This window comes from Brevundimonas sp. (assembly GCF_016463295.1).
GTDB lineage: Bacteria > Pseudomonadota > Alphaproteobacteria > Caulobacterales > Caulobacteraceae > Brevundimonas.
In genome coordinates, this window is sequence record NZ_JAEMRO010000027.1 from 1 (window position 1) to 19,314 (window position 19,314).

The 19,314-nt window shown below is 66.7% G+C and carries 18 protein-coding genes, 1 tRNA gene and 1 other RNA gene; 12 read left to right on the forward strand and 8 right to left on the reverse strand.

Annotated elements, in window-relative coordinates; genetic code table 11:
* The 6 genes from JHC81_RS07655 to JHC81_RS07680 form a co-directional block, all read left to right on the forward strand.
* A partial coding sequence (locus JHC81_RS07655; RefSeq protein WP_292172869.1) for a cytochrome b N-terminal domain-containing protein occupies positions 1 to 965 on the forward strand: 965 nt, incomplete at its 5' end.
* 8 nt (positions 966 to 973) lie between these two features.
* On the forward strand, positions 974 to 1,840 hold the full coding sequence (locus JHC81_RS07660; protein ID WP_292172871.1) for a cytochrome c1: 867 nt from the start codon (positions 974 to 976) through the stop codon (positions 1,838 to 1,840).
* 145 nt (positions 1,841 to 1,985) lie between these two features.
* Positions 1,986 to 3,632, forward strand: a complete 1,647-nt coding sequence (locus tag JHC81_RS07665) for a M28 family metallopeptidase (protein WP_292172873.1) — start codon at positions 1,986 to 1,988, stop codon at positions 3,630 to 3,632.
* A gap of 234 nt (positions 3,633 to 3,866) precedes the next feature.
* A complete protein-coding gene (locus tag JHC81_RS07670) occupies positions 3,867 to 5,465 on the forward strand; it encodes a M28 family peptidase (RefSeq protein ID WP_292172876.1) in 1,599 nt (532 codons plus the stop codon).
* A gap of 76 nt (positions 5,466 to 5,541) precedes the next feature.
* Positions 5,542 to 5,970, forward strand: a complete 429-nt coding sequence (locus tag JHC81_RS07675; RefSeq protein ID WP_292172879.1) for a DCC1-like thiol-disulfide oxidoreductase family protein — start codon at positions 5,542 to 5,544, stop codon at positions 5,968 to 5,970.
* Positions 5,967 to 7,646, forward strand: coding sequence for a DUF4166 domain-containing protein (locus JHC81_RS07680; protein WP_292172880.1), 1,680 nt, complete (start codon positions 5,967 to 5,969; stop codon positions 7,644 to 7,646). Before JHC81_RS07675 ends, JHC81_RS07680 begins: the two co-directional genes overlap by 4 nt.
* On the opposite strand, the gene JHC81_RS07685 is transcribed toward JHC81_RS07680, so the two are convergent.
* The 4 genes from JHC81_RS07685 to JHC81_RS07700 all read right to left on the reverse strand — a co-directional run bounded on the left by JHC81_RS07685 (position 7,610) and on the right by JHC81_RS07700 (position 11,017).
* Positions 7,610 to 8,728, reverse strand: coding sequence for a beta-ketoacyl-ACP synthase III (locus JHC81_RS07685; RefSeq protein WP_292172882.1), 1,119 nt, complete (start codon positions 8,726 to 8,728; stop codon positions 7,610 to 7,612). The genes JHC81_RS07680 and JHC81_RS07685 overlap by 37 nt on opposite strands.
* Before the next feature lie 106 nt (positions 8,729 to 8,834).
* A complete protein-coding gene (locus JHC81_RS07690) occupies positions 8,835 to 9,707 on the reverse strand; it encodes a CoA ester lyase (protein ID WP_292172884.1) in 873 nt (290 codons plus the stop codon).
* Complete coding sequence (locus JHC81_RS07695; protein ID WP_292172886.1) at positions 9,707 to 10,384, reverse strand: SDR family NAD(P)-dependent oxidoreductase; 678 nt, start codon at positions 10,382 to 10,384, stop codon at positions 9,707 to 9,709. The genes JHC81_RS07690 and JHC81_RS07695 overlap by 1 nt, the downstream gene beginning before the upstream one ends.
* A gap of 138 nt (positions 10,385 to 10,522) precedes the next feature.
* Positions 10,523 to 11,017, reverse strand: a complete 495-nt coding sequence (locus JHC81_RS07700; RefSeq protein WP_292172889.1) for a GAF domain-containing protein — start codon at positions 11,015 to 11,017, stop codon at positions 10,523 to 10,525.
* A gap of 169 nt (positions 11,018 to 11,186) precedes the next feature.
* On the opposite strand from JHC81_RS07700, the gene JHC81_RS07705 reads away from it, so the two are divergent.
* A complete protein-coding gene (locus JHC81_RS07705) occupies positions 11,187 to 12,038 on the forward strand; it encodes an outer membrane beta-barrel protein (RefSeq protein ID WP_292172892.1) in 852 nt (283 codons plus the stop codon).
* 71 nt (positions 12,039 to 12,109) lie between these two features.
* Here JHC81_RS07705 and JHC81_RS07710 read toward each other — a convergent pair.
* Positions 12,110 to 12,182, reverse strand: a tRNA-Ile gene (locus JHC81_RS07710).
* A gap of 200 nt (positions 12,183 to 12,382) precedes the next feature.
* Between JHC81_RS07710 and JHC81_RS07715 the strand changes: the two genes are divergently transcribed.
* Positions 12,383 to 13,144, forward strand: a complete 762-nt coding sequence (locus tag JHC81_RS07715; protein ID WP_292172895.1) for an SIMPL domain-containing protein — start codon at positions 12,383 to 12,385, stop codon at positions 13,142 to 13,144.
* 1 nt (position 13,145) lies between these two features.
* Here the strand turns inward: JHC81_RS07715 and JHC81_RS07720 are convergent, their stop codons facing one another.
* Both JHC81_RS07720 and panD read right to left on the reverse strand, forming a co-directional pair.
* A complete protein-coding gene (locus JHC81_RS07720; protein ID WP_292172896.1) occupies positions 13,146 to 13,478 on the reverse strand; it encodes a hypothetical protein in 333 nt (110 codons plus the stop codon).
* 66 nt (positions 13,479 to 13,544) lie between these two features.
* Complete coding sequence (panD, locus tag JHC81_RS07725; protein WP_292172898.1) at positions 13,545 to 13,901, reverse strand: aspartate 1-decarboxylase; 357 nt, start codon at positions 13,899 to 13,901, stop codon at positions 13,545 to 13,547.
* A 213-nt stretch (positions 13,902 to 14,114) separates the two neighbouring features.
* Between panD and sppA the strand changes: the two genes are divergently transcribed.
* The 3 genes from sppA (at position 14,115) to JHC81_RS07740 (ending at position 17,103) form a co-directional block, all read left to right on the forward strand.
* A complete protein-coding gene (gene sppA / locus JHC81_RS07730) occupies positions 14,115 to 15,890 on the forward strand; it encodes a signal peptide peptidase SppA (protein ID WP_292172901.1) in 1,776 nt (591 codons plus the stop codon).
* A gap of 112 nt (positions 15,891 to 16,002) precedes the next feature.
* Positions 16,003 to 16,323 carry a hypothetical protein gene (locus tag JHC81_RS07735; protein WP_292172903.1) on the forward strand — a complete coding sequence of 107 codons (321 nt, stop codon included), beginning with the start codon at positions 16,003 to 16,005 and terminating at the stop codon, positions 16,321 to 16,323.
* An 18-nt stretch (positions 16,324 to 16,341) separates the two neighbouring features.
* Entirely contained in the window at positions 16,342 to 17,103 is a 762-nt protein-coding gene (locus tag JHC81_RS07740; RefSeq protein WP_292172906.1) for an N-acetylmuramoyl-L-alanine amidase, read from the forward strand.
* Positions 17,104 to 17,560: 457 nt separating this feature from the next.
* On the opposite strand, the gene JHC81_RS07745 is transcribed toward JHC81_RS07740, so the two are convergent.
* A complete protein-coding gene (locus JHC81_RS07745; protein WP_292172909.1) occupies positions 17,561 to 18,337 on the reverse strand; it encodes a hypothetical protein in 777 nt (258 codons plus the stop codon).
* A 157-nt stretch (positions 18,338 to 18,494) separates the two neighbouring features.
* Between JHC81_RS07745 and rnpB the strand changes: the two genes are divergently transcribed.
* An RNA gene (rnpB, locus tag JHC81_RS07750) (RNase P RNA component class A) lies at positions 18,495 to 18,875 on the forward strand.
* Positions 18,876 to 19,314: the final 439 nt, after the last annotated feature.

Genomic DNA, 19,314 nt, shown 5'->3' on the forward strand with positions numbered 1-19,314 from the left:
CCCCGCGCGAGATGATCTGGATCATGGGCTGCGTGATCTTCTTCCTGATGATCGCGACCGCCTTCCTGGGCTACGTCCTGCCCTGGGGGCAGATGTCCTTCTGGGGTGCCGAGGTGATCACCAATCTGATCGGGGCCATCCCGGTCATCGGCGAGCCAGTGCTGATCTGGCTGCGCGGTGGCCCGGCGATCGACAATGCGACGCTGAACCGCTTCTTCTCGCTACACTATCTGCTGCCGTTCGTGATCGCGGGCTGTGTGGTCCTGCACCTGTGGGCCCTGCACCACGCCGGTCAGAACAACCCCGTCGGCATCCTGATCCCCAAGGATCGCGCCAAGAAGGACATGCTGCCCTTCCACCCGTACTATACGGTCAAGGACGGGTTCGCGATCATCCTGTTCCTGATCCTGTTCGCCTTCTTCGTCTTCTTCATGCCCAATGCCCTGGGTCATGCGGACAACTACATCCCCGCCAATCCGCTGGTGACGCCGGCGCACATCGTGCCCGAGTGGTACATGCTGCCCTTCTACGCCATCCTGCGGGCGGTGCCGGACAAGTTCGGCGGCGTGGTCGCCATGTTCGCGGCCATTGGCGTCCTGTTCGTCCTGCCCTGGCTGGATACGTCCAAGGTGCGGTCGATGCGCTATCGCCCGACGATGCGGACCTTCTTCGTCATCTTCGTGCTGGTTGGCCTGGGCTTGGGCTGGTGCGGCGGGCAACTGCCGGATGCGCCCGTCATCGGGTCGTTCAAGACCTTCACCCTGATCGATGGGGACCTGAACTCCTATCTGTGGCTGACGCGTTTCCTGACGCTGTACTACTTCGCCTTCTTCCTGGTGATCATGCCGCTGGTGGGCCTGCGTGAGACGCCGCGCCGGATCCCTGCGACCATCTCCGAGCCAGTGCTGGGCACCAGCGACGCCATGAGCGGGGCTGTTCCCGCCTCGGCCGAGAAGAAGGGCTGATCGCGACCATGAGCCTGAAGACGAACACCATGAAGAAGACCCTGGTCATGATCGCCGCCGCTGTGGGCCTGGCCGTGGCGGCTTCGCCCGCCCTGGCCGCCGGTGAGGCCAAGCACCCGCGCTCGGGTGGGTTTTCGTTCGAGGGGCCGTTCGGTTCCTTCGATCAGGGCCAGCTGCAGCGCGGTTACAAGGTTTACCGCGAGGTTTGCTCGGCCTGCCACGGCATGAACCTGATGTATTTCCGGACCCTGGCCGAGCCGGGCGGTCCGTTCTACGATTCGCATCAGGAGAACCCCGCCGCCAACCGCTTCGTGAAGGTGCTGGCCGCCGAGGTTCAGGTTCCGGACATCGATTCGGAAACCGGCGAGCCCATCATGCGCGACGGCGTCGCCGCCGACCGCTTCCCCAGCCCCTATCCGAACGCTGTGGCCGCCGCCGCCGCCAACGGTGGAGCCGCCCCGCCCGACCTGTCGGTCATGGCCAAGGCGCGTCACGACGGGGCCAACTACATCTACTCCCTGCTGTCGGGCTACAAGCCGGCTCCAGCAGGACTGCAGGTTCTCCCCGGCCAGAACTACAACCCCTATATGGCCGGGGATCTGACGCCGTTCTGGACCGGCGAGGGCCCGGTACCCTACGGCGGCTTCATCGCCATGGCCGCGCCTCTGCGCGACGGTCAGGTGACCTATGACGACGGTTCCGCCCAGACGGTGGATCAGTATTCCAAGGACGTCGCCGCCTATATCGCCTGGGCCTCGGATCCCAAGCAGGTCCAGCGCAAACAGGCCGGCGTGGGCGTGATGGTCTTCCTGTTCCTGTTCGCGGGCCTGACCTACATGAGCTACCGCCGCATCTGGAAAGGCGTGGCCCACTAAGGGTTCGCTCCTCCTGTCGAACGATCAGCCCGCCCGGCTCCGGCCGCGGCGGGTTTTTCGTGTCGGGTGCCCGGGTCCGTCGCATCGACACCGCCTGACGGGTGTCCTAACGTTCAGAGATCCAGAGATTTTGAAGGTGTCTTCCATGCGTTTGTCCGTGTCCGCCGCCGCGCTCGCCGCCGCCCTGATGATGTCCTCGCCCGTGCTGGCGCAGCAGGCCCCGACCTTCGACACCGCGCGGCTGTCCGAACACGCCCGCATCCTGTCGGACGACAGTTTTCAAGGGCGTGGCATCGGCACACCGGCCGAGGAAATGGTGGTCAAATATCTGAGCGAGCAATATGCCGCCGCCGGCTTCCAGCCCGGTGGCCCGAACGGTCAGTGGACGCAGGATGTGACCCTGAACCGCTTCACCGCTTCCAACATCCAGGCGCAGCTGAAGGTCGGCGACGAAGCCATCCCCTTGACGCCGGGCGAACAGATCGTGGTCTCGACCCGCCTGCCCGGCGACCACGTCATGCTGATGGACACGCCGCTGGTCTTCGTCGGCTACGGCATCGATGCGCCCGAGCGTCAGTGGGACGACTTCAAGGACGTCGACGTGCGCGGCAAGATACTGGTCGTGCTGGTCAATGACGCCGACTTCGAACAGCCCGAGCTGGACACCTTCGGCGGTCGGGCCATGACCTACTACGGTCGCTGGACCTACAAGTATGAAGAGGCGGCGCGTCAGGGCGCGGCGGGCGTCATCATCGTGCATGAGACGGCCCCCGCCTCCTATGGCTGGGCGACGGTGACCAACAGCTGGTCCGGCCCGCAGTTCGACATCGTGCGCCAGAATGCGGCGGCCGAGCGGGTGCCGATGGAGGCCTGGATCCAGCGCGACGTGGCCGTGGACCTGTTCCAGCGCGCCGGTCAGGATTTCGAGGCCCTGAAGGTCGCGGCCCGCAGCCGCGACTTCCGCCCGGTCGAGTTGGAAGGCGCGAGCTTCAGCGGCATGTTCGATGTGGCGACCAGCCAGATCACGACCCGCAATGTCCTGGCCCGGCTGGAGGGCACGACCCATCCGGACGAAACGATCCTGTATACCGCCCACTGGGACCACATCGGGGTGGGCGCGCCCGATGCCGAGGGCGACACCATCTTCAACGGGGCGGTCGACAATGCCACGGGCACGGCGGGCCTGCTGGAGATCGCGCGTGCCTTCGGGGCCGGGCCGCGGCCCGAACGCTCCATCGTGATGATCAGCTTCACCGCCGAGGAGAGCGGCCTGCTGGGCTCGGAGTTCTATGCGTCCAATCCGGTCTATCCGCTGGCCACCACGGTCGGCGGCTTCAATGCCGACGCCATGAACGTCTATGGCCGCACGGCCCGCTATGGCATCACCGGCTACGGCCAGTCGGACTTTGACGAGCGGATCGGGGCCAAGGTTGAGGCGCAAGGGCGCGAGATCCAGCCGGACGCCAATCCGGCCTCGGGCGGCTATTTCCGCTCCGACCATTTCCCCCTGGCCAAGCGGGGCGTGCCCATGACCTATGGCGGCAGCACGGGCGATTTCCGCGACGAGCCGATCGCCCAGCGCGAGGCGACCCGGTCCGAATATGGTCGCAGCCGCTATCACCAGGCGGCGGACGAATGGTCGGCGGACTGGGACCTCACCGGTCAGGTCGAGGACCTGCAGGTTCTGTACGAAGTCGGCCTGGACCTGGCCAACAGCCGCGACTGGCCCGCGTGGAAGCCGGGCTCGGAGTTCGCGCCCGCGCGTGAAGCGACGGCGGCCGAGCGGCAGTAGCCAAAATCTCCCTCCCCGTCGGGGAGGGCGGTCGCGCAGCGACCGGGTGGGGAGGACCAGGGCAAGCGGCAAGCGTCGGTGTTTGCCGCGCCGAGCCCCTCCCACCCTGTCGTCGCTTTGCGCCGACATCCCTCCCCCGAGGGGGAGGGAGAACGACATGACGAAAACTTAATGGGCCAGAGGGCCGCTGCGCCCGTATGTCCGCACCAGACCTTTTTCGGACGGAGCTTTCCGATGTTTCGCAAGATGATGAGTGGCGTCGCCGTCGCCGCCGTGCTGCTGGCCGCCGGCGCCGTCCAAGCCCAGGATTTCTCGGCCGCCCGCCTCAGCGAGGGCGTTCGCACCATCAGCGACGACAGCTTCCAGGGCCGCTATCCGGGCACGGAGGGCGAGCGCATGACCCTGGCCTGGTTGCAGGCCCAGTATGAGGCCATGGGGCTGCAGCCCGGCGGTCCGGACGGGCAGTGGCTGCAACCGATCGAACTGAAACGCTACACCCCCGCGCGTCCGGCGACGGCTAGCTGGGCCGGACCGGACGGCCAGTCGCGCCCGCTTACGGTCGGCACCGACATCGTCCTGCGCGCCGTCAGCAATGACGGCAAGGCGGATATCCAGAATGCGGGCGTGGTCTTCGCCGGCTACGGCATTTCGGCCCCGGAGCGGAACTGGGACGACTATGGCGACGTCGATGTGACGGGCAAGGTCGTCATCGTGGTGGCCGGTGAGCCCGAGGGCGACCTGTTCAACGGGGCCTATGCCACCAACTATCAGTCCGGCGCCTACAAAGCCGATGAGGCCAGGCGGCGCGGGGCCATCGGCGTGATCACCCTGGTCCCGCGCGTCGGGGGCGGCAACGACCGTCGCCGGACGCTGACGCCGGGTGCGGCCGACACCGAATTCTCGGGCGCGATGACGGTCGAGGCCGCGACGGCCCTGGCCCAGGCGGCCGGTGTCGATCTGGCCGCGCTACTGCCCACGACGGCCAGCGGCCAGTTCAAGGCGGTGGAAATGCCGGGCGTCAGCCTGTCGGTCAGCGCCGAGGAAACCATCGACACCCTGGTCACCCACAATCTGCTGGCCCGCATCGAGGGCAGCGAGCGTCCGAATGAGACCATCGTCTATTCCGCCCACTGGGATCACGTCGGGGGTGAGGAACAGCATCCGGGAATGACCGGCGACAACATCTTCAACGGCGCCTGGGACAATGCGTCGGGCACCATCGGCGTGCTGGAAACGGCGCGTCAGTTCAGCCAGGCCCCGCGCCCGAAGCGCAGCGTCGTCTTCGCCCATATGGCCGCCGAGGAGATGGGCCTGCTGGGGGCCTATGGCTACACCGCCGATCCGGTCTGGCCGTTGGAGACGACGGTCGCGGACATCAATATCGACATGCTGCCGCTGTCGGCCCCGACCAAGGATCTGGCCATCTTCGGCAAGGGACAGAACGATCTGGAGGACCGGCTGGAGGTCCTGGCCCGGGCCGAGGGGCGCTATGTCACCGACGACCGCGAGCCGGAGCAGGGATATTATTACCGGTCCGACCACTTCCCCTTCGCCCGCGCCGGGGTGCCGGCCCTGATGCCGTGGCACGGCGTCGATCTGGACGAAGGCGGCACGGCCGTGGGCCTGCCGGCCTATCAGGCCAAGTTCGGGGCCGACTATCACAAGCCCAGCGACGAATGGTCCGCCGATCTGGATTTCAGCTCGGCGGTCGAAAACCTGACCCTGCTGTATCGCCTGGGCCTGGACCTGGCCAACGGTACCGACTGGCCGACGTGGAAACCGGCCTCGGAGTTCGGGGCGGTGCGCGCGCGGACGGATCGCGCGCGGCAGTAGACCCTCTGCGCGGTATGTCGCCTTGTGACGCGCCTCGTGCCGTCGCAAGGTCGCCGGTGATGCAGCAGGTGATGTCATGAACCGGTGGTCGCCGCGCCCCGCGCCGGGCGAGCCGGACGGATTGATCTTGTTCGACGGGGTCTGCGTCTTCTGCTCGCGCTGGGTCCGGTTCGTGATCGATCGCGACCCAGAGCGCCGTTTCCGCTTCGTCGCGATCCAGAGCGAGGCGGGCCGGGCGCTGGCCGCCCGCTATGGCATCGATGCGGATGCGCCCCAGACCAATGCCGTCATTCTGGACGAGTGCATCTGGTTCAAGTCGGATGCCGCGCTTGCGGTTCTGGCAGAACTGCCGGCGACACGCGGCCTGCGCATGCTTCGGGTTGTGCCGACCGGGCTGCGAAATCCGGTCTACGATCTGATCGCGCAGAACCGTTATCGGATCTTCGGCCGCACCGATGCCTGCATGGTCCCGTCAGCCGAAGACCGCGACCGGTTCATCGCGTGACGCGCGTCCTGGTGATCGGCGCAGGCGGTGTGTTCGGGTCGCGGCTGGCCGAGGGGCTGTTGCGAAACGGGTTCGGCCTCGTGGTCGCCGGTCGGGATGAGCGGCGGGCAGAGGCGGTGACCCTGCAACTGAGAGGCGTCTTCCCGGATGCGGATATCGCCACCGCGCGGATCGATACGGCGACCGTCACGCCGACGGACCTGACCGCGACCGGCGCGACCATCGTCGCCGATGCCGCCGGACCGTTTCAGGGTGCACAGCCGACGGTGGCGCGGGCGGCGATCGCGGCAGGCCTGTCCTATGTCGATCTGGCCGACGGGCGGGATTTCGTGGCGGCGTTTCCTGCCCTGGACGCGGCGGCCAGGGCGGCGGGTGTGGTGGCTCTGACAGGGTGCAGTTCGACGCCGGCCCTGTCGCACGCCGTGCTGGACCGCCTCACACAGGGGTGGCGCGAGGTGGTGTCGGTCGAGGCCGCCATCTCGCCGGGCGCGAGGGCTCCACGGGGCCTGTCGGTCATGCAGGCCATCCTGTCCTGGCTGGGGCGGCCGGTGCGGGTGTTCTACGACGAAGGCTGGGCCGAACGACGCGGATGGGGCGGCCTTCATCGACGCGACTTCGGACAGGCGGGGCGGCGGTGGGTCAGTCTGTGCGAAACGCCCGATCTGGACCTGCTGCCTTCGCGGTTCAGGCCGAGGGATCGGGCTCTGTTTCTGGCCGGGCTGGAGCCGTGGCCCGCGCATCTGGGGGCATGGTTGCTGGCCAGGCTGGTCGCGGTGTTTCGGTTCGATCCGGTGCCGCTGGCGGGTCTTCTGGCTCGCCTGTCTGGCTGGATTTCCGTTGTTGGTTCGGACCGGGGCGCGATGCGGGGCGACGCCTTGGGGGTCGATGGCGATGGGCGGGCGGTGCGCGCCGTCTGGCGTCTGGTGGCGGAGCCGGGCGAGGGGCCAGTGACGCCCAGCCTTCCGGCGCTGGCGGCGATCAAGGCGATTGCGGCGGGCCGGTTGCCGACGGGAGCCGGGCCGTGCGTCGGCCTGCTGTCGCTGGACGACATCGAAGCGGAGATGGAGCCGCATGGCCTGGCGACCGAGATCATCGAGACGCGAGCCAGCCTGTTTGCCCGCGCCATCGGCCCGGCCTTTGGGACCCTGCCTGACGCGATCCGGGCCCTGCACGAGACGCCGGGTCGATCGGTCTGGCGTGGACGGGCGATGACCGAGGGGGCTAGCAGTCCGCTGGCCGCTCTGGTGGCGCGGCTTGTGGGCTTTCCGGGCGGGCAGGCGGATTGCGAGGCCGAGGTCCGGATTGAGGCCGATGGCGACCGGTCGATCTGGCGGCGGCGGATCGGTGGGCGGACGTTTGTCAGCGTCCTGTCGAAACCCGCTGAGGATGGCCGGATCGAGGAGCGGTTCGGGGCCCTGAGTTTCCGGTTGCGGCTGACGCCTGAAGGCGAACGGCTGATTTACACTGTCGAGGGGTGGCGGATGGGGCCGGTCTTCCTGCCGCAGGCGCTTGCCCCACACACGCGAACTCACGAAAGGATCGACGCCGAAGGGCGGTTCGTCTTCGACGTCGAGATATCAGTGCCGTTGATCGGGCGTCTCGTCCGCTACTGCGGCTGGCTTGAGCGGGACCGGCAGGATCAGCGCTTCCGGACGAAGACCGTCCCGGCCGAATAGCCCGCGCCGAAGCTGCAGATCAGGCCGGTGTCGCCCGCCTCGAAACCGTCGTGATGCAGGTGGAAGGCGATGATCGAACCGGCGGAGGAGGTGTTGGCGTAGTCGTCCAGGATGATGACGTTCTCGTGCGGCTCGGGCTCGCGGCCCAGGACCTTGCGACCGATGAACTGGTTCATGTTGATGTTGGCCTGGTGCAGCCACATCCGCTTCAGGGCCGTGGGATCGATGCCCAGTTCGCCCGCATGGTCGACGATCATGTCCGACACCATCGGCACCACGTCCTTGAAGACCTTGCGCCCCTGCTGGATGAACAGCTTGTCGGGGGCACCAATGCCTTCAGGCGCAGCGTTGTTCAGGAAGCCGAAATTGTTGCGGATGTTGTTGGAGAAACTGGTCTTCAACCGGGTGCCCAGCACGTCCCAGCCGCCGGGGCCGGCCGTGTCGGAAGACTCCACGATCACGGCGGTGCAGACGTCGCCGAAGATGAAGTGGCTGTCGCGATCCTTGAAGTTCAGATGGGCGGAGCACACCTCCGGATTGACCATCAGCACGGCCTTGACCGAGCCGCCGGTGATGAAGTCCACGGCCGTCTTGATGCCGAAGGTCGCGCTGGAACAGGCGACGTTCATGTCGAAGGCAAAGCCCTCGATGCCCAGGGCCTGCTGAACCTCGATGGCCAGGGCCGGATAGGGGCGGGGCATGTTGGAGGCGGCGCACAGGACCGCCCCGATCTCGCTGACCGGCTTGCCCCAGGCGGCGATGGCTTGCTGCGCGGCTTTGACCGCCATCTCGGCCATGATCGACAGCTCGTCATTGCCGCGCTCGGGGATGTTGGGGGCCATGCGCTCGGGGTCGAGCACGCCCGCCTTGTCGAGCACAAAGCGCGACTTGATGCCCGAGGCCTTTTCGATGAACTCGACCGAGGAGGGCGTCAGGGGGGCGACGTCGCCCTCCACGATCTGGGCCGCATGCTCGGCGTTATAGGCGTCGGCATAGGCGTTATAGGCGCTGACCAGTTCCTCGTTGGAGATCGACTGGTCGGGCGTGAACAGCCCGGTGGCGGCGATGACGGCGTGTGTCATGTTGGAAAGTGGCCCTATCACGCGACGCGCGGCGTCTCGTTGCTTGAGGGCCTTGGCCCTCGGGTGGACGGCGCTGGGGAGAGCGTCGGTTGCATTTGACGACGCCCTAGATAGGCGCGTGTGAGGCCTTGGTCGAGAGGGACGGTCGGTCGGTCGCGGCGTGTTGCTCCAGGATGCGTTTGGCGGCCGCCAGATGCAGGCGCTCGACCATCTGGCCGTCGATCTGGATGGCACCGCAGCCGGCCGCCTCGGCTGCGCTGAACGCGGCCACGATGGCGCGGGCCTGGGCGATCTCGGCCTCGGTCGGCGCGAAGGCGGCGTTGGCCCCTTCGATCTGGGACGGATGGATCAGGCTCTTGCCGTCGAAGCCATAGAGACGGCCTTGAGCGCATTCGGCGGCGAAGCCCTCGGTATCGGTAAAGCGATTGAAGACGCCGTCGATGGCCAGCAGGCCGTGCGCGCGGGCCGTGGCGACCATCTGGGCCAGCCAGGGTTTCAGCGGTTCGCGGTCGGGGGACGGGCCCGTCCGGAGCATGGTCACAAGATCGTTGGTGCCCAGCATCAGGGCCTCAAGCGGGCCACCGCTGGCGGCGATGTCGTTCAGGGCCAGCAGGGCGCGCGGCGTCTCGATCATGGCCCACAAGGCGTTGCTATCCGTGAGCCGGCTTGCCACCTCGCTCAGTGCCGCCGCACCCTCGACCTTGGGAACGACGACCACGTCAACGGCTGTGTCTGCGAGGGCGGTCAGGTCGTCGGCTCCCCATTCCGTATCGAGCGCATTGATGCGGACGCCCAGACGGGGGCCGAAGCCGCCCGCTCGAACCGCAGCGACGGCTGCGGCGCGCGCCTCGATCTTGGCCTCGGGCGCGACAGCGTCTTCCAGATCGAGGATGGCCGCGTCGCAGGCGAGGGAGCGCGCCTTTTCAATGGCCCGGGCGTTGGAGGCGGGGAGGTAGAGGACGCTGCGCGCGGGTCGCATCACACCCGACCCGTGACCGGCACCAGTGCCCCGGTCATGGCGCGGCTGTCGGGCGAGGCGAGAAACAGCATGACCCGCGCCAGATCGGCGGGCGCGACCCAGGTCGAAGGATCGGCATCCGGCATGTCGGCGCGGTTACGCTGGGTGTCCAGGATGGAGGGCAGGACGGCGTTGACGGTGACGGAGGTGGTCTTCAGCTCTTCTGCCAGGCTTTCGGTCAGGCGGTGCACCGCCGCCTTGGAGGCCGCATAGGCCCCCATGCCCGCCGCACTGCGCAGCGCGCCATTGGCCCCGACATTGACGATCCGGCCTTCGTCCGATGCCTTCAGATGGGGCAGGGCGGCGCGGCTGGCGTTCAGGGCAGTGGTCAGGTTCAGGGCGAACATGCGGTCCCAGGCCGGCTTGTCGGCGTCCGTCGTCTGCCAGACGAAGCCGCCGGCGATGTTCAGCAGGGCGTCGATGCGGCCAAAGCGGGTCATGACGGCCGCGATGGCCTTGTCCGCCGCCGCCGGATCCGTCAGGTCGACGCCGCCCAGTTCCTGAACCCCCGCCGGAGCCGCGTGGCCCATGGCGTGGTCGATGATGGCGACACTCAATCCGTCCGCCAGGGCCTGTTCGACCACGGCCCGGCCCAGGTCGCCGTGACCTCCGGTGACGATGATGACGCGGTTGCTCATGGTCGGCGCTCCGAAAAAATACAGTCCACTGAGTCCACTCAGTCCACCTGGTGACGGTCAGCGCATCGACCGCGCCGCCGGGGTGCCAGCGTGGCAGGGTCGAAAGACTATGTCATGAGGCTGCGTCAAATTCGGTCGTCAGGCGGCGAACACCTTGGCCATCAGCCGCTCCAGAGCCTCCGCATCCACCGCATCGAAGGCGGCGACTTCGGTGGCGTCCACATCGAAGACGGCGATCAACTGGCCCGCCGCATCGACGACCGGCACCACGATCTCGCTGGCCGAGCGGGCGTCGCAGGCGATGTGGCCGGGGAAGGCGTGGACGTCCTCGACGATCTGGGTCTGGCGCGTGCTGGCTGCCGTCCCGCAGACGCCGCGCCCGAAGGCGATCCGGAGGCAGCCAAGAGTGCCCTGGTAGGGGCCAACGACCAGTTCATCCGTCTTCGTCTCGTCGACCACATAGAAGCCGGTCCAGAAGAAGAGCGGAAAGGCGTCCGCCAGCATGGAGGCGACGGTGGCCATGCGCGCCACACGGTTTGGCTCGCCCTCCAGCACGGCCAGAATCTCGGCCTTGACCTCGGCATAGCGGGCGGCCTTGTCGGCGGGGCGGTCGTCGCGGGCAATGTAGGACATGCGGCAGGTCTCAGTTTTGGCGTGGGCGCGCGGATATAGGCCGTCATGCCCGCCGATGCGAGGTCTGGAAGACTTCACGACAGCCGGTTTTCCGACCTGCATCCGACTGCGCCTGCCGGGCGTAGCTGACGCAGGATTGGCCGCTATCCGGTCAGACGGAGGGACAGACATGCGACACATCACACTGGCCGCTGTGGCGGCAACGAGTTTGCTGGCAATGGCGGGGACGGCTGCGGCCCAGGACTGGAGCGGCCCCTATATCGGTCTGTCCGCAGGCGGAGCGGTTGCCGACGATGACGAAGATGAACGCGTGATCTTCGACACCAATCTGGACGGCAACTTCAGCGACACGGTCCGCACCACGGGCGGCGTGGATGCCTTTGGCCCGACGACGGCCAACCCCGGTGGCTTCTGTGGTGGGAAGGCCAATGCCAACAACTTCGCCTCGGGCTGCACCGACGACGACAACGTCAAGGGCGACTTTGCGGTCCGCGCGGGCTGGGACTTTCAGTCCGGACCGTGGGTCTATGGCATCGTGGCCGAGGCGGCGGCGGTAGACGTTGAAGATTTCAACACCGCCTTCAGCATCACGCCCGCCGCCTATCAGTTCAATCGCGAGATCGAGGACGTGGTCTATGCGGCCCGTCTGCGCGGCGGCTATGCCTTCGGCCGCACCCTGGCCTATGTGACCGGCGGTGCCGCCTTCGCCAAGGTGACCGACAGCTACTTCACGACCAATGCCGCCAACAGCTTTACACCCCTGGTCTCCGAGCAGGACGCGACGGGCTATCAGGCCGGTTTTGGCGTCGAGACCTGGCTGAACGATCGCTTCACGGTCGGGGCCGAGTATCTCTACACCAGCCTGGATGCCGACGAGGGCCTGACCGTGCGTACCGGACCCGGGACCGCACCGCCGACCAATCCGTTCCTGATCGTCAATCCGGCGGGTACCGACCAGCGCCGGACCAATGACGAACTGGCCTACCACGGGTTTCGCGTAACGCTGGCCGCGCGCTTCTAGGTCAGGCGAAACACCTGTTCTGAGACGGCCCCGACGCGCCGCGTCCGGGGCCGTTTTCATGGTCGGACCGGTAGGCGTGGAGGGACTCGAACCCCCAACCAGACCGTTATGAGCGGTCGGCTCTAACCATTGAGCTACACGCCCGCCGTCGCCGTGGCCTAGCAGGGCGGCGGCGGGCTTGCCAAGAGCGGTCTGCAACCGCGCGCCTGTCTGCGAATTCATGCAGATGAACGGCGTCTGTCGCCGTCACCGTCCCGGCGTTCAGGCGGGTAGCGTCACTGTGGCGACACGGTTGATCGACACGGTCACGCCGGATGGATCGTCACTGAGTTACGGAGACCAAGATGAAAACCCTTTCCCGCGCCCTGGTTCTGGGCGGCGTCATGATGGCGTCGGGCCTGATGACCACCACGGCCATGGCCCAGTCGCAGCCGAACGGCGGCGCGCCCCTGACCATACAGGCGGTGACCGAGCGCCCGTCGCTGAACCTGTCGGCCTATGGCGAGGTCAAGGCCGCGCCGGACATGGCGACCATCAGTTTCGGCGTCGTGACCGAAGCCGCCACCGCCGCCGAGGCGATGCAGCTGAACGCGACCCGGATGACCCAGGTCATGGCCGCCCTGCGCCGCGCCGGAATCAATGAGCGCGACGTCCAGACCAGCGGGCTGAACCTGTCGGCCCAATATGACTACGTCCAGAACGAACCGCCGAAACTGCGCGGCTATCAGGCCAACAACCGGGTGACGGTGATCATCAACGATCTGTCGAAGGTCGGAACCACCGCCGATGCCGTGGTCGCCGCGGGCGTCAACCAGATCGACGGCATCAGCTTCGGTCTGAAGGATCCGTCGTCGGCCGAGAACGAGGCGCGTCGTCTGGCGGTGCGCAACCTGCAGGCCAAGGCAGCGCTGTACGCCGATGCCCTGGGCACGCCGCTTGGCAGCATCCGCTCGCTGTCGGAAGGCGGTGGCTATGCGCCCCAGCCGCCGATGCCGATGTATGCGGCTCGCGCCATGTCGATGGACGCCGGAGCCTCGACCCCGGTCGCGGCGGGCGAGCTGACGATCCGTATCGACATCACGGGCGTGTACGACCTGAACCGCTAGGTCAGAGTAGCGACCCTTCCTCGTCCGTCGCGGGCGGGGAGGGGTCGTACGTCCACTCCCGCGCCACCACCATCAGCATGGCGACGTTGAAGCCATAGCCGATGATGAAGACGGCCAGGGTGGTCACGGAATCCAGGCCGGCGACCAGAGGCACAAGGCTCCATGGGGCGGTCAGGATGCGGGCGGGCAGGAAGCTGAGGCTGTCCAGCGAAAGACCCAGCGCGCTCAGTCCGATCGGCGTGGCCATCATCACCGCGGCGCCGCCCGCCAGCACATAGGCGGCGAACAGCGGCCAGCGCAGGGCGGACAGGATGCGGATCATGGTGGCGCTCAACGTCAGTCTGTCCGGGTGCGAACGCCCTGAGACAACGCCGTCGTCAGCCTGTGGTCAAGCCGAGTTTCAGGCTGCGCGCTTGATCGCGTTGCCGTCGTCCAGCAGCACGACGGAGGGGCTCCACTGGCCAGCCTCTTCCTGGGGCATCTGGCCGTAGGTGACCACGATGACCTTGTCGTTCTTCTGGACCAGGCGGGCGGCGGCACCGTTGACGCCGATGACCTTCGACCCGCGCGGGGCCTCGATGGCATAGGTGGTGAAGCGCGCGCCATTGGTGATGTTCAGCACATCGACCTGTTCGTGCGGAAAGATGCCGGCAGCCTCCAGCAACTCCATGTCGATGGCGATGGAGCCTTCGTAGTCCAGATCGGCCTGGGTCACCGTCGCGCGGTGCAGTTTGGCCTTCATCATCGTGACCAGCATGGGCGTGCGGTCCATTAGACGCGGGGCAATAGGCCCCCGCTCGCAGGCGGCTGATATAGGGGTTTCGATGCGCCTCATCAATGCGCGTGTTGCAGCGCAGCGTAATGGTCGAGCGGCGCGGTTGATTACGGGACCTTCATTTGACCGGGACGGAGGCCGCCCTATGCTGGCCCCAGGGCCAGTGCCGGTCCGGATCAGGTTTTCGACGACACCATGAAGCAATTCTTTCTGACCATGGGCGGCGTGTTCGCCGGCCTGCTGCTGTTCTTTGTGGTCATTCCGGTCGTCTTCATCAGCATCATCGTCGCCTCCGCCTCGTCCAAGCCGGCGACGCCCGGCAATACGGTAATCGAGCTGGACCTGCGCGAGGGCGTGACCGACCAGACGCCGACCAATCCGTTCGCGGCCTTCGGCGGCTCGGGCCTGTCGACTCTGCAGATCGTCGACACCCTGGCCCAGGCCGGGGACGACGCCAAGGTGAAGGGCCTGCTGATCCGCCTGCCCGAGGCGGGGATGACCCCTGCCGCCGCCGACGAAATCCGTCAGGCCATTCGCCGCTTCCGCGCCAAGGGCAAGACGGTGATCGCCCACAGCCAGGGCTTCATGCCCATCGGCACCGCGGTCAGCAGCTATATGGTCGGCGCGTCTGCGGACCAGCTGTGGATGCAGAACACCTCGGCCTTCCAGCTGGCGGGCTTTTCGGCGGACTCCATCTTCCTGGGCCGCGCCTTCGAACGCTACGGCGTCGATGCCCAGTTCGAGCAGCGCTACGAATACAAGAACGCCGTCAACGAGTTCACCGAGAACGACTTCACGCCCGAGCACCGCGAGGCGATGTCGGCCTGGATGACGTCCATCTATACGACGTCGCTGGCCAATGCGGCCCAGGATCGCAAACAGACGCCGCAGGCCCTGCGTACCGTGATCGAGGCCGGCCCCTATTCCTCGGCCCAGGCGCTGCAGAATCGTCTGATCGACAAGATCGGCCAGGTCGAGGAGGCTGAGGCCGAGATCAAGCGGCTGGCGGGCAGTGGCTCCGAGTTGATGGAGTTTTCCGACTATGCCGCGTCCAAGGGCGAGCGCACCGGGTCGGGCAGTTCGGCCATCGCCATTGTGGGCGGTGAAGGCGCGATCATGACGGGTACGGGCAGCGGCGGCTTCGGTGGCGGCTCGCAGATCAGTTCCGACGACACGGCCGAGGCCATCTATCAGGCCATCAAAGACGATGCCGTGAAGGCCATCGTCTTCCGCGTCTCCTCGCCCGGCGGCTCGCCCGATGCTTCGGAGCAGATCCTGGCGGCGGTGCGCGCGGCCAGGGCGGCGGGCAAGCCGGTGGTGGTGTCGATGGGCGACTATGCGGCGTCCGGGGGTTACTGGATCAGTTCGGAAGCGGACTGGATCGTGGCCCAGCCCTCGACCCTGACCGGCTCCATCGGCGTGTTCGGCGGCAAGTTCGTGCTGGCCGATGCCTTGGGCCGGTTCGGCGTGGACATGCGCGGCCTGTCGGTCGGCGGCGACTATGCCAGCGCCTTCTCGCCGTCGGAGCCCTTTACGCCCGAGCAGCGCACGGCCTTCGCGGCCCAGATCGACCGGACCTATGACGAGTTCATCACGCGTGTGGCGACCGGTCGCAAGCTGTCGCCCGACCGCGTGCGCCAGATCGCGCGTGGACGGGTCTGGACTGGGGCGCAGGCTCAGGGTCTGGGTCTGGTCGACCAACTGGGCGGCCTGACCGAGGCGGTCGCCAAGGCGCGGGAACTGGCCAAGATTCCGGCCGGCGATTCGGTGCGTTTCAAACGCTATCCGACGCCGCAGTCGCCGTTCGAGGCCCTGTCCGATGCGTTCGGCGTGTCCAGCGAGGCGGCCAGGGTCCTGGTCGGTATCGGTGGCGTCATGAACGATCCGCAGGCGGAGGCTCTGGTGCGCCGGGTCCAGGCCGATCGGGCGCGGGCGTCAGGGGCGACGGTCCTGGCCGACCAGCCCTACTGAGACGAAACGACGCCCTACACCGTCCTGTGATGCGTCGGTCATTGACGGTTCATGGGGATGGACCGACATTGCGTCCAAGGCGTTGTTCGCAGCGCCCAGCAAAGGTGAAGACATGAGCCCGTCCGACCGCATCGCCCTCGGCCCGCAAGGCCGCCGTTCCTCCGGCAACCTGTTCGCGCCGGTGGTGTGGCTGGGTGGCGTGATCGCGACCATGGTGGCCATGGCGGTCGGTGCCGTCCTGGCCGTGTTCGCCGCCGCAGCGGTCGCGGTCTTCGCCGTGTTCGCCGCCGTGCTGGTCTTCTTCGCCGGACTGGCCCTGAGGGCGCGCCGCCGGATGACGGTTCGTAATCGCCGCCCCGACGACGGCGTCATCGAGGCCCGCAAGGTCGATGGGGCCTGGGTCGCCTATGGCTGGGAGCGGACGGGCCGCTAGAGACGTTCAGGGAGGATCATGTTGATCGTCCGCGACGTCCCGTCCCCGAATTTCGATGCCCGGCGCGGCCCGCCGGACATGCTGGTCCTCCATTATACGGGTATGCAGACCGCTGACGCCGCGATCGCGCGGCTGTGCGACCCCGAGGCCAAGGTGTCGGCCCACTATGTCGTCGACGAGGACGGCTCGATCCTGAAACTGGTTCCGGAGGAACGGCGGGCCTGGCATGCGGGGCGGGGCGTCTGGCTGGGCGAAACCGACTGCAACGCCGCCTCCATCGGCATCGAGATCGTCAATCCGGGCCATGAGTTCGGCTATCGCGACTTTCCGGAGGTTCAGGTCGATGCGGTTATCAGCCTGATCGCCGACATCCGCACCCGCTGGACCATCCCCGACAACCGCATCATCGCCCACTCCGACCTGGCGCCTGAGCGCAAGCAGGATCCGGGCGAGCGGTTTCCATGGAAGCGTCTGGCGGGCGCAGGCCACGGCCTGTGGTTCGAACCGGCGCAGGAGCGGGTCGCTGCGCTTGGCGTGCCGCTGAAGGTCGGGGACGAGGGTCTGGGCGTCATCGTCCTGCGCGCCGGCCTGCACCGCCTGGGCTATGGCCTGCCCCCCGGCGGCGACTATGACGAGGCGACCTGCCTGACCGTCGAGGCCTTCCAGCGCCACTGGCGTCCGGCCCAGGTGGACGGCGTGGCGGACGGCGAGACGCGGGCGACATTGATGGGCGTGCTGCAACTGGCGACGGCGGAGAGCACGACCGGGGTGCTGAACTAGCGGGGCGGCCGAGAGGGTGGGCTTTCCAGCCTTGGCGGATGTCGGATGCGATTGCTTCCCGACCACCCGGCCAATGTCCGCTTTCGGCGTTGAAGTCGGCGACCGCTCTCGACCCAAAGCAGACGCCTCGAAGGGTCTAGCCGAATAGGACGCGATACAGGACCATCCCGGCAGCGACACCGATAGCCATGCCCAATGTAAACTTTTTCTTGTCCCGCATGTCTGTCCTCTTGAACCACAGACCGCAGGCTTAAATGCGATCACGGGTATCAGCAACGTCCCCCACCCCCAAGGCGACGTTCGGAATGCGCGCTCGCAAGACAGGGAGGAAGTGTCTGGTTCTGGCTTGCAAGCTAATGTCCGCAACCGACCCGTTGAGGACCCGGCTCTCGGCAGCCAACATCTGACGAAGGCTCTGCGCCTCTTCTGTCGTGCTTGAGAAAATGAAGGGCAGCAGTCAGCCGATCGCTGGCCAGACGATCGGATCGATGACGAGACCGTCGGGGCACGGCGGTCTCGCGCTTGCAATCGAAATGTCGCCGCAGGCCAGGCGGCCGATCAGGACGCTGGCGGCATCCGGATCGCACAGCAGGTTTGGCGCGCCGTCCCGAACGCGAAAGTCGCGATATTGGGACATCATGTCGCCACCCGGACGGAACCTGGCCGCGATGGTTCTGATCCGTCCCGTATCAATCACAATCGTATCGTTGTTCGCGCGATAGCTGCGCCCTTGGGCGAGGACCGTCAGTGTTTCCGCAATGACTTCGTTCTTGATGTCTGTGCGTCCGCGCATAGATTCATAGTTGGAAGGCCTCGGCTCAGCCGAGATGATCTCGATCAGTCTTGCGTAATAGGCCCGCCCCATTTCCATGGCTTGCTGCAAGGTCCGCACTTCGGCTCGTGATACCCGGCCGGTTTCGGCCCCGGATGACAAGCCGGTCTGCCAGCGCAACGAGAGAAGCGAGAAAATCAGGAAGCCGTCGCCGTCCGCGACCCGGAACTCGGTTCTGCCGGCACCGCCCGTATTGGTCGCCGACGAATAGTTGTGGTCCCCGACCAGAACCAGCCGTTGCATTTGCTGGCCACCTGACTGGTAGGGCTCAATCACAAAGTCCGTAAAACGGATTCGGCACTCCGCTGCTGCCGCAGGGGTTGTGGCGCCCAGAAGCAGACTTCCGAGCACGACGGCAGTCGCCATGCCGAAGCGGCGTTCCGGGCGGTTCTCGGGTTTCATGCGCGCGCTCCAACAGCGTTCGGTCAGTAGCCTGTCCCTTTCACCACGTGTCAACCGGCGCGTAAAGCCAACGTCCGCTAACCACCCATTGCGGACCTTCGCGAAGTCCGTTGAGCCGGCGTTGACCTGCGCGCCGCAAAAGCGCACCTAGCGCCCGTCAGACGGCCGGGCGGTCGCGGCGGGGGTTTCGGCCTCGGTCGAGGAAAGTCCGGGCTCCACGGTGAAAAGGCGGCGGGTAACGCCCGCCCGGGGTGACCCGAGGGATAGCGCCACAGAAAGCAAACCTCCGGACCTGCGGGACCGGTAAGGGTGAAAGGGTGGGGTAAGAGCCCACCGCGTCTCTGGTAACAGCGACGGCATGGCAAGCCCCGCCTGGAGCAAGACCGAATAGGGACGTTGCGCGAGTTCGCTCGCAGGGCTCACCGCCCCAGACGTCCGGGTAGGTCGCGAGAACCGTCCAGCGATGGGCGGTCCAGATGAATGATCGTCGCTGCATCTCGGTGCGGAACAGAACCCGGCTTACAGGCCGTCTGACATTCTTTCTTTGAAGAGGAAGGGCGCTAACGCTCGGCTCGCGGAGCCTCGCTGCTTGAGCGCTTTTTTCCAAGTGGAAGAGCGCTAGTGCTCGCGACGCGGTCGCTCGCTGCTTGAGCGTAGGGATATGTCTCCTCCCCGTCGCCATCATGGCGATGGGGAGGTGGCGCGGCGCTTCTTTGCGCCGTGACGGAGGGGGCGGCGCAGGTGGTGGCCAGTCGGGCCGCCAATCTCTCCCGACGGAGCCGCCCCCTCCACCACGCTTCGCGCGGTCCCCCTCCCCATCGCGGGCGATGGGGAGGTGAGGCCGTTAACGCCTGTGTGAGCATCACGGCGTGATAACAGTCCACAGCCTGTCTATACTCTGCATGTTCCGTGTATGTTCACGGACTTACTGCCTTTCCGAGCCCATTTGAGGTTAATCCTCGTCAACTAATCCCATT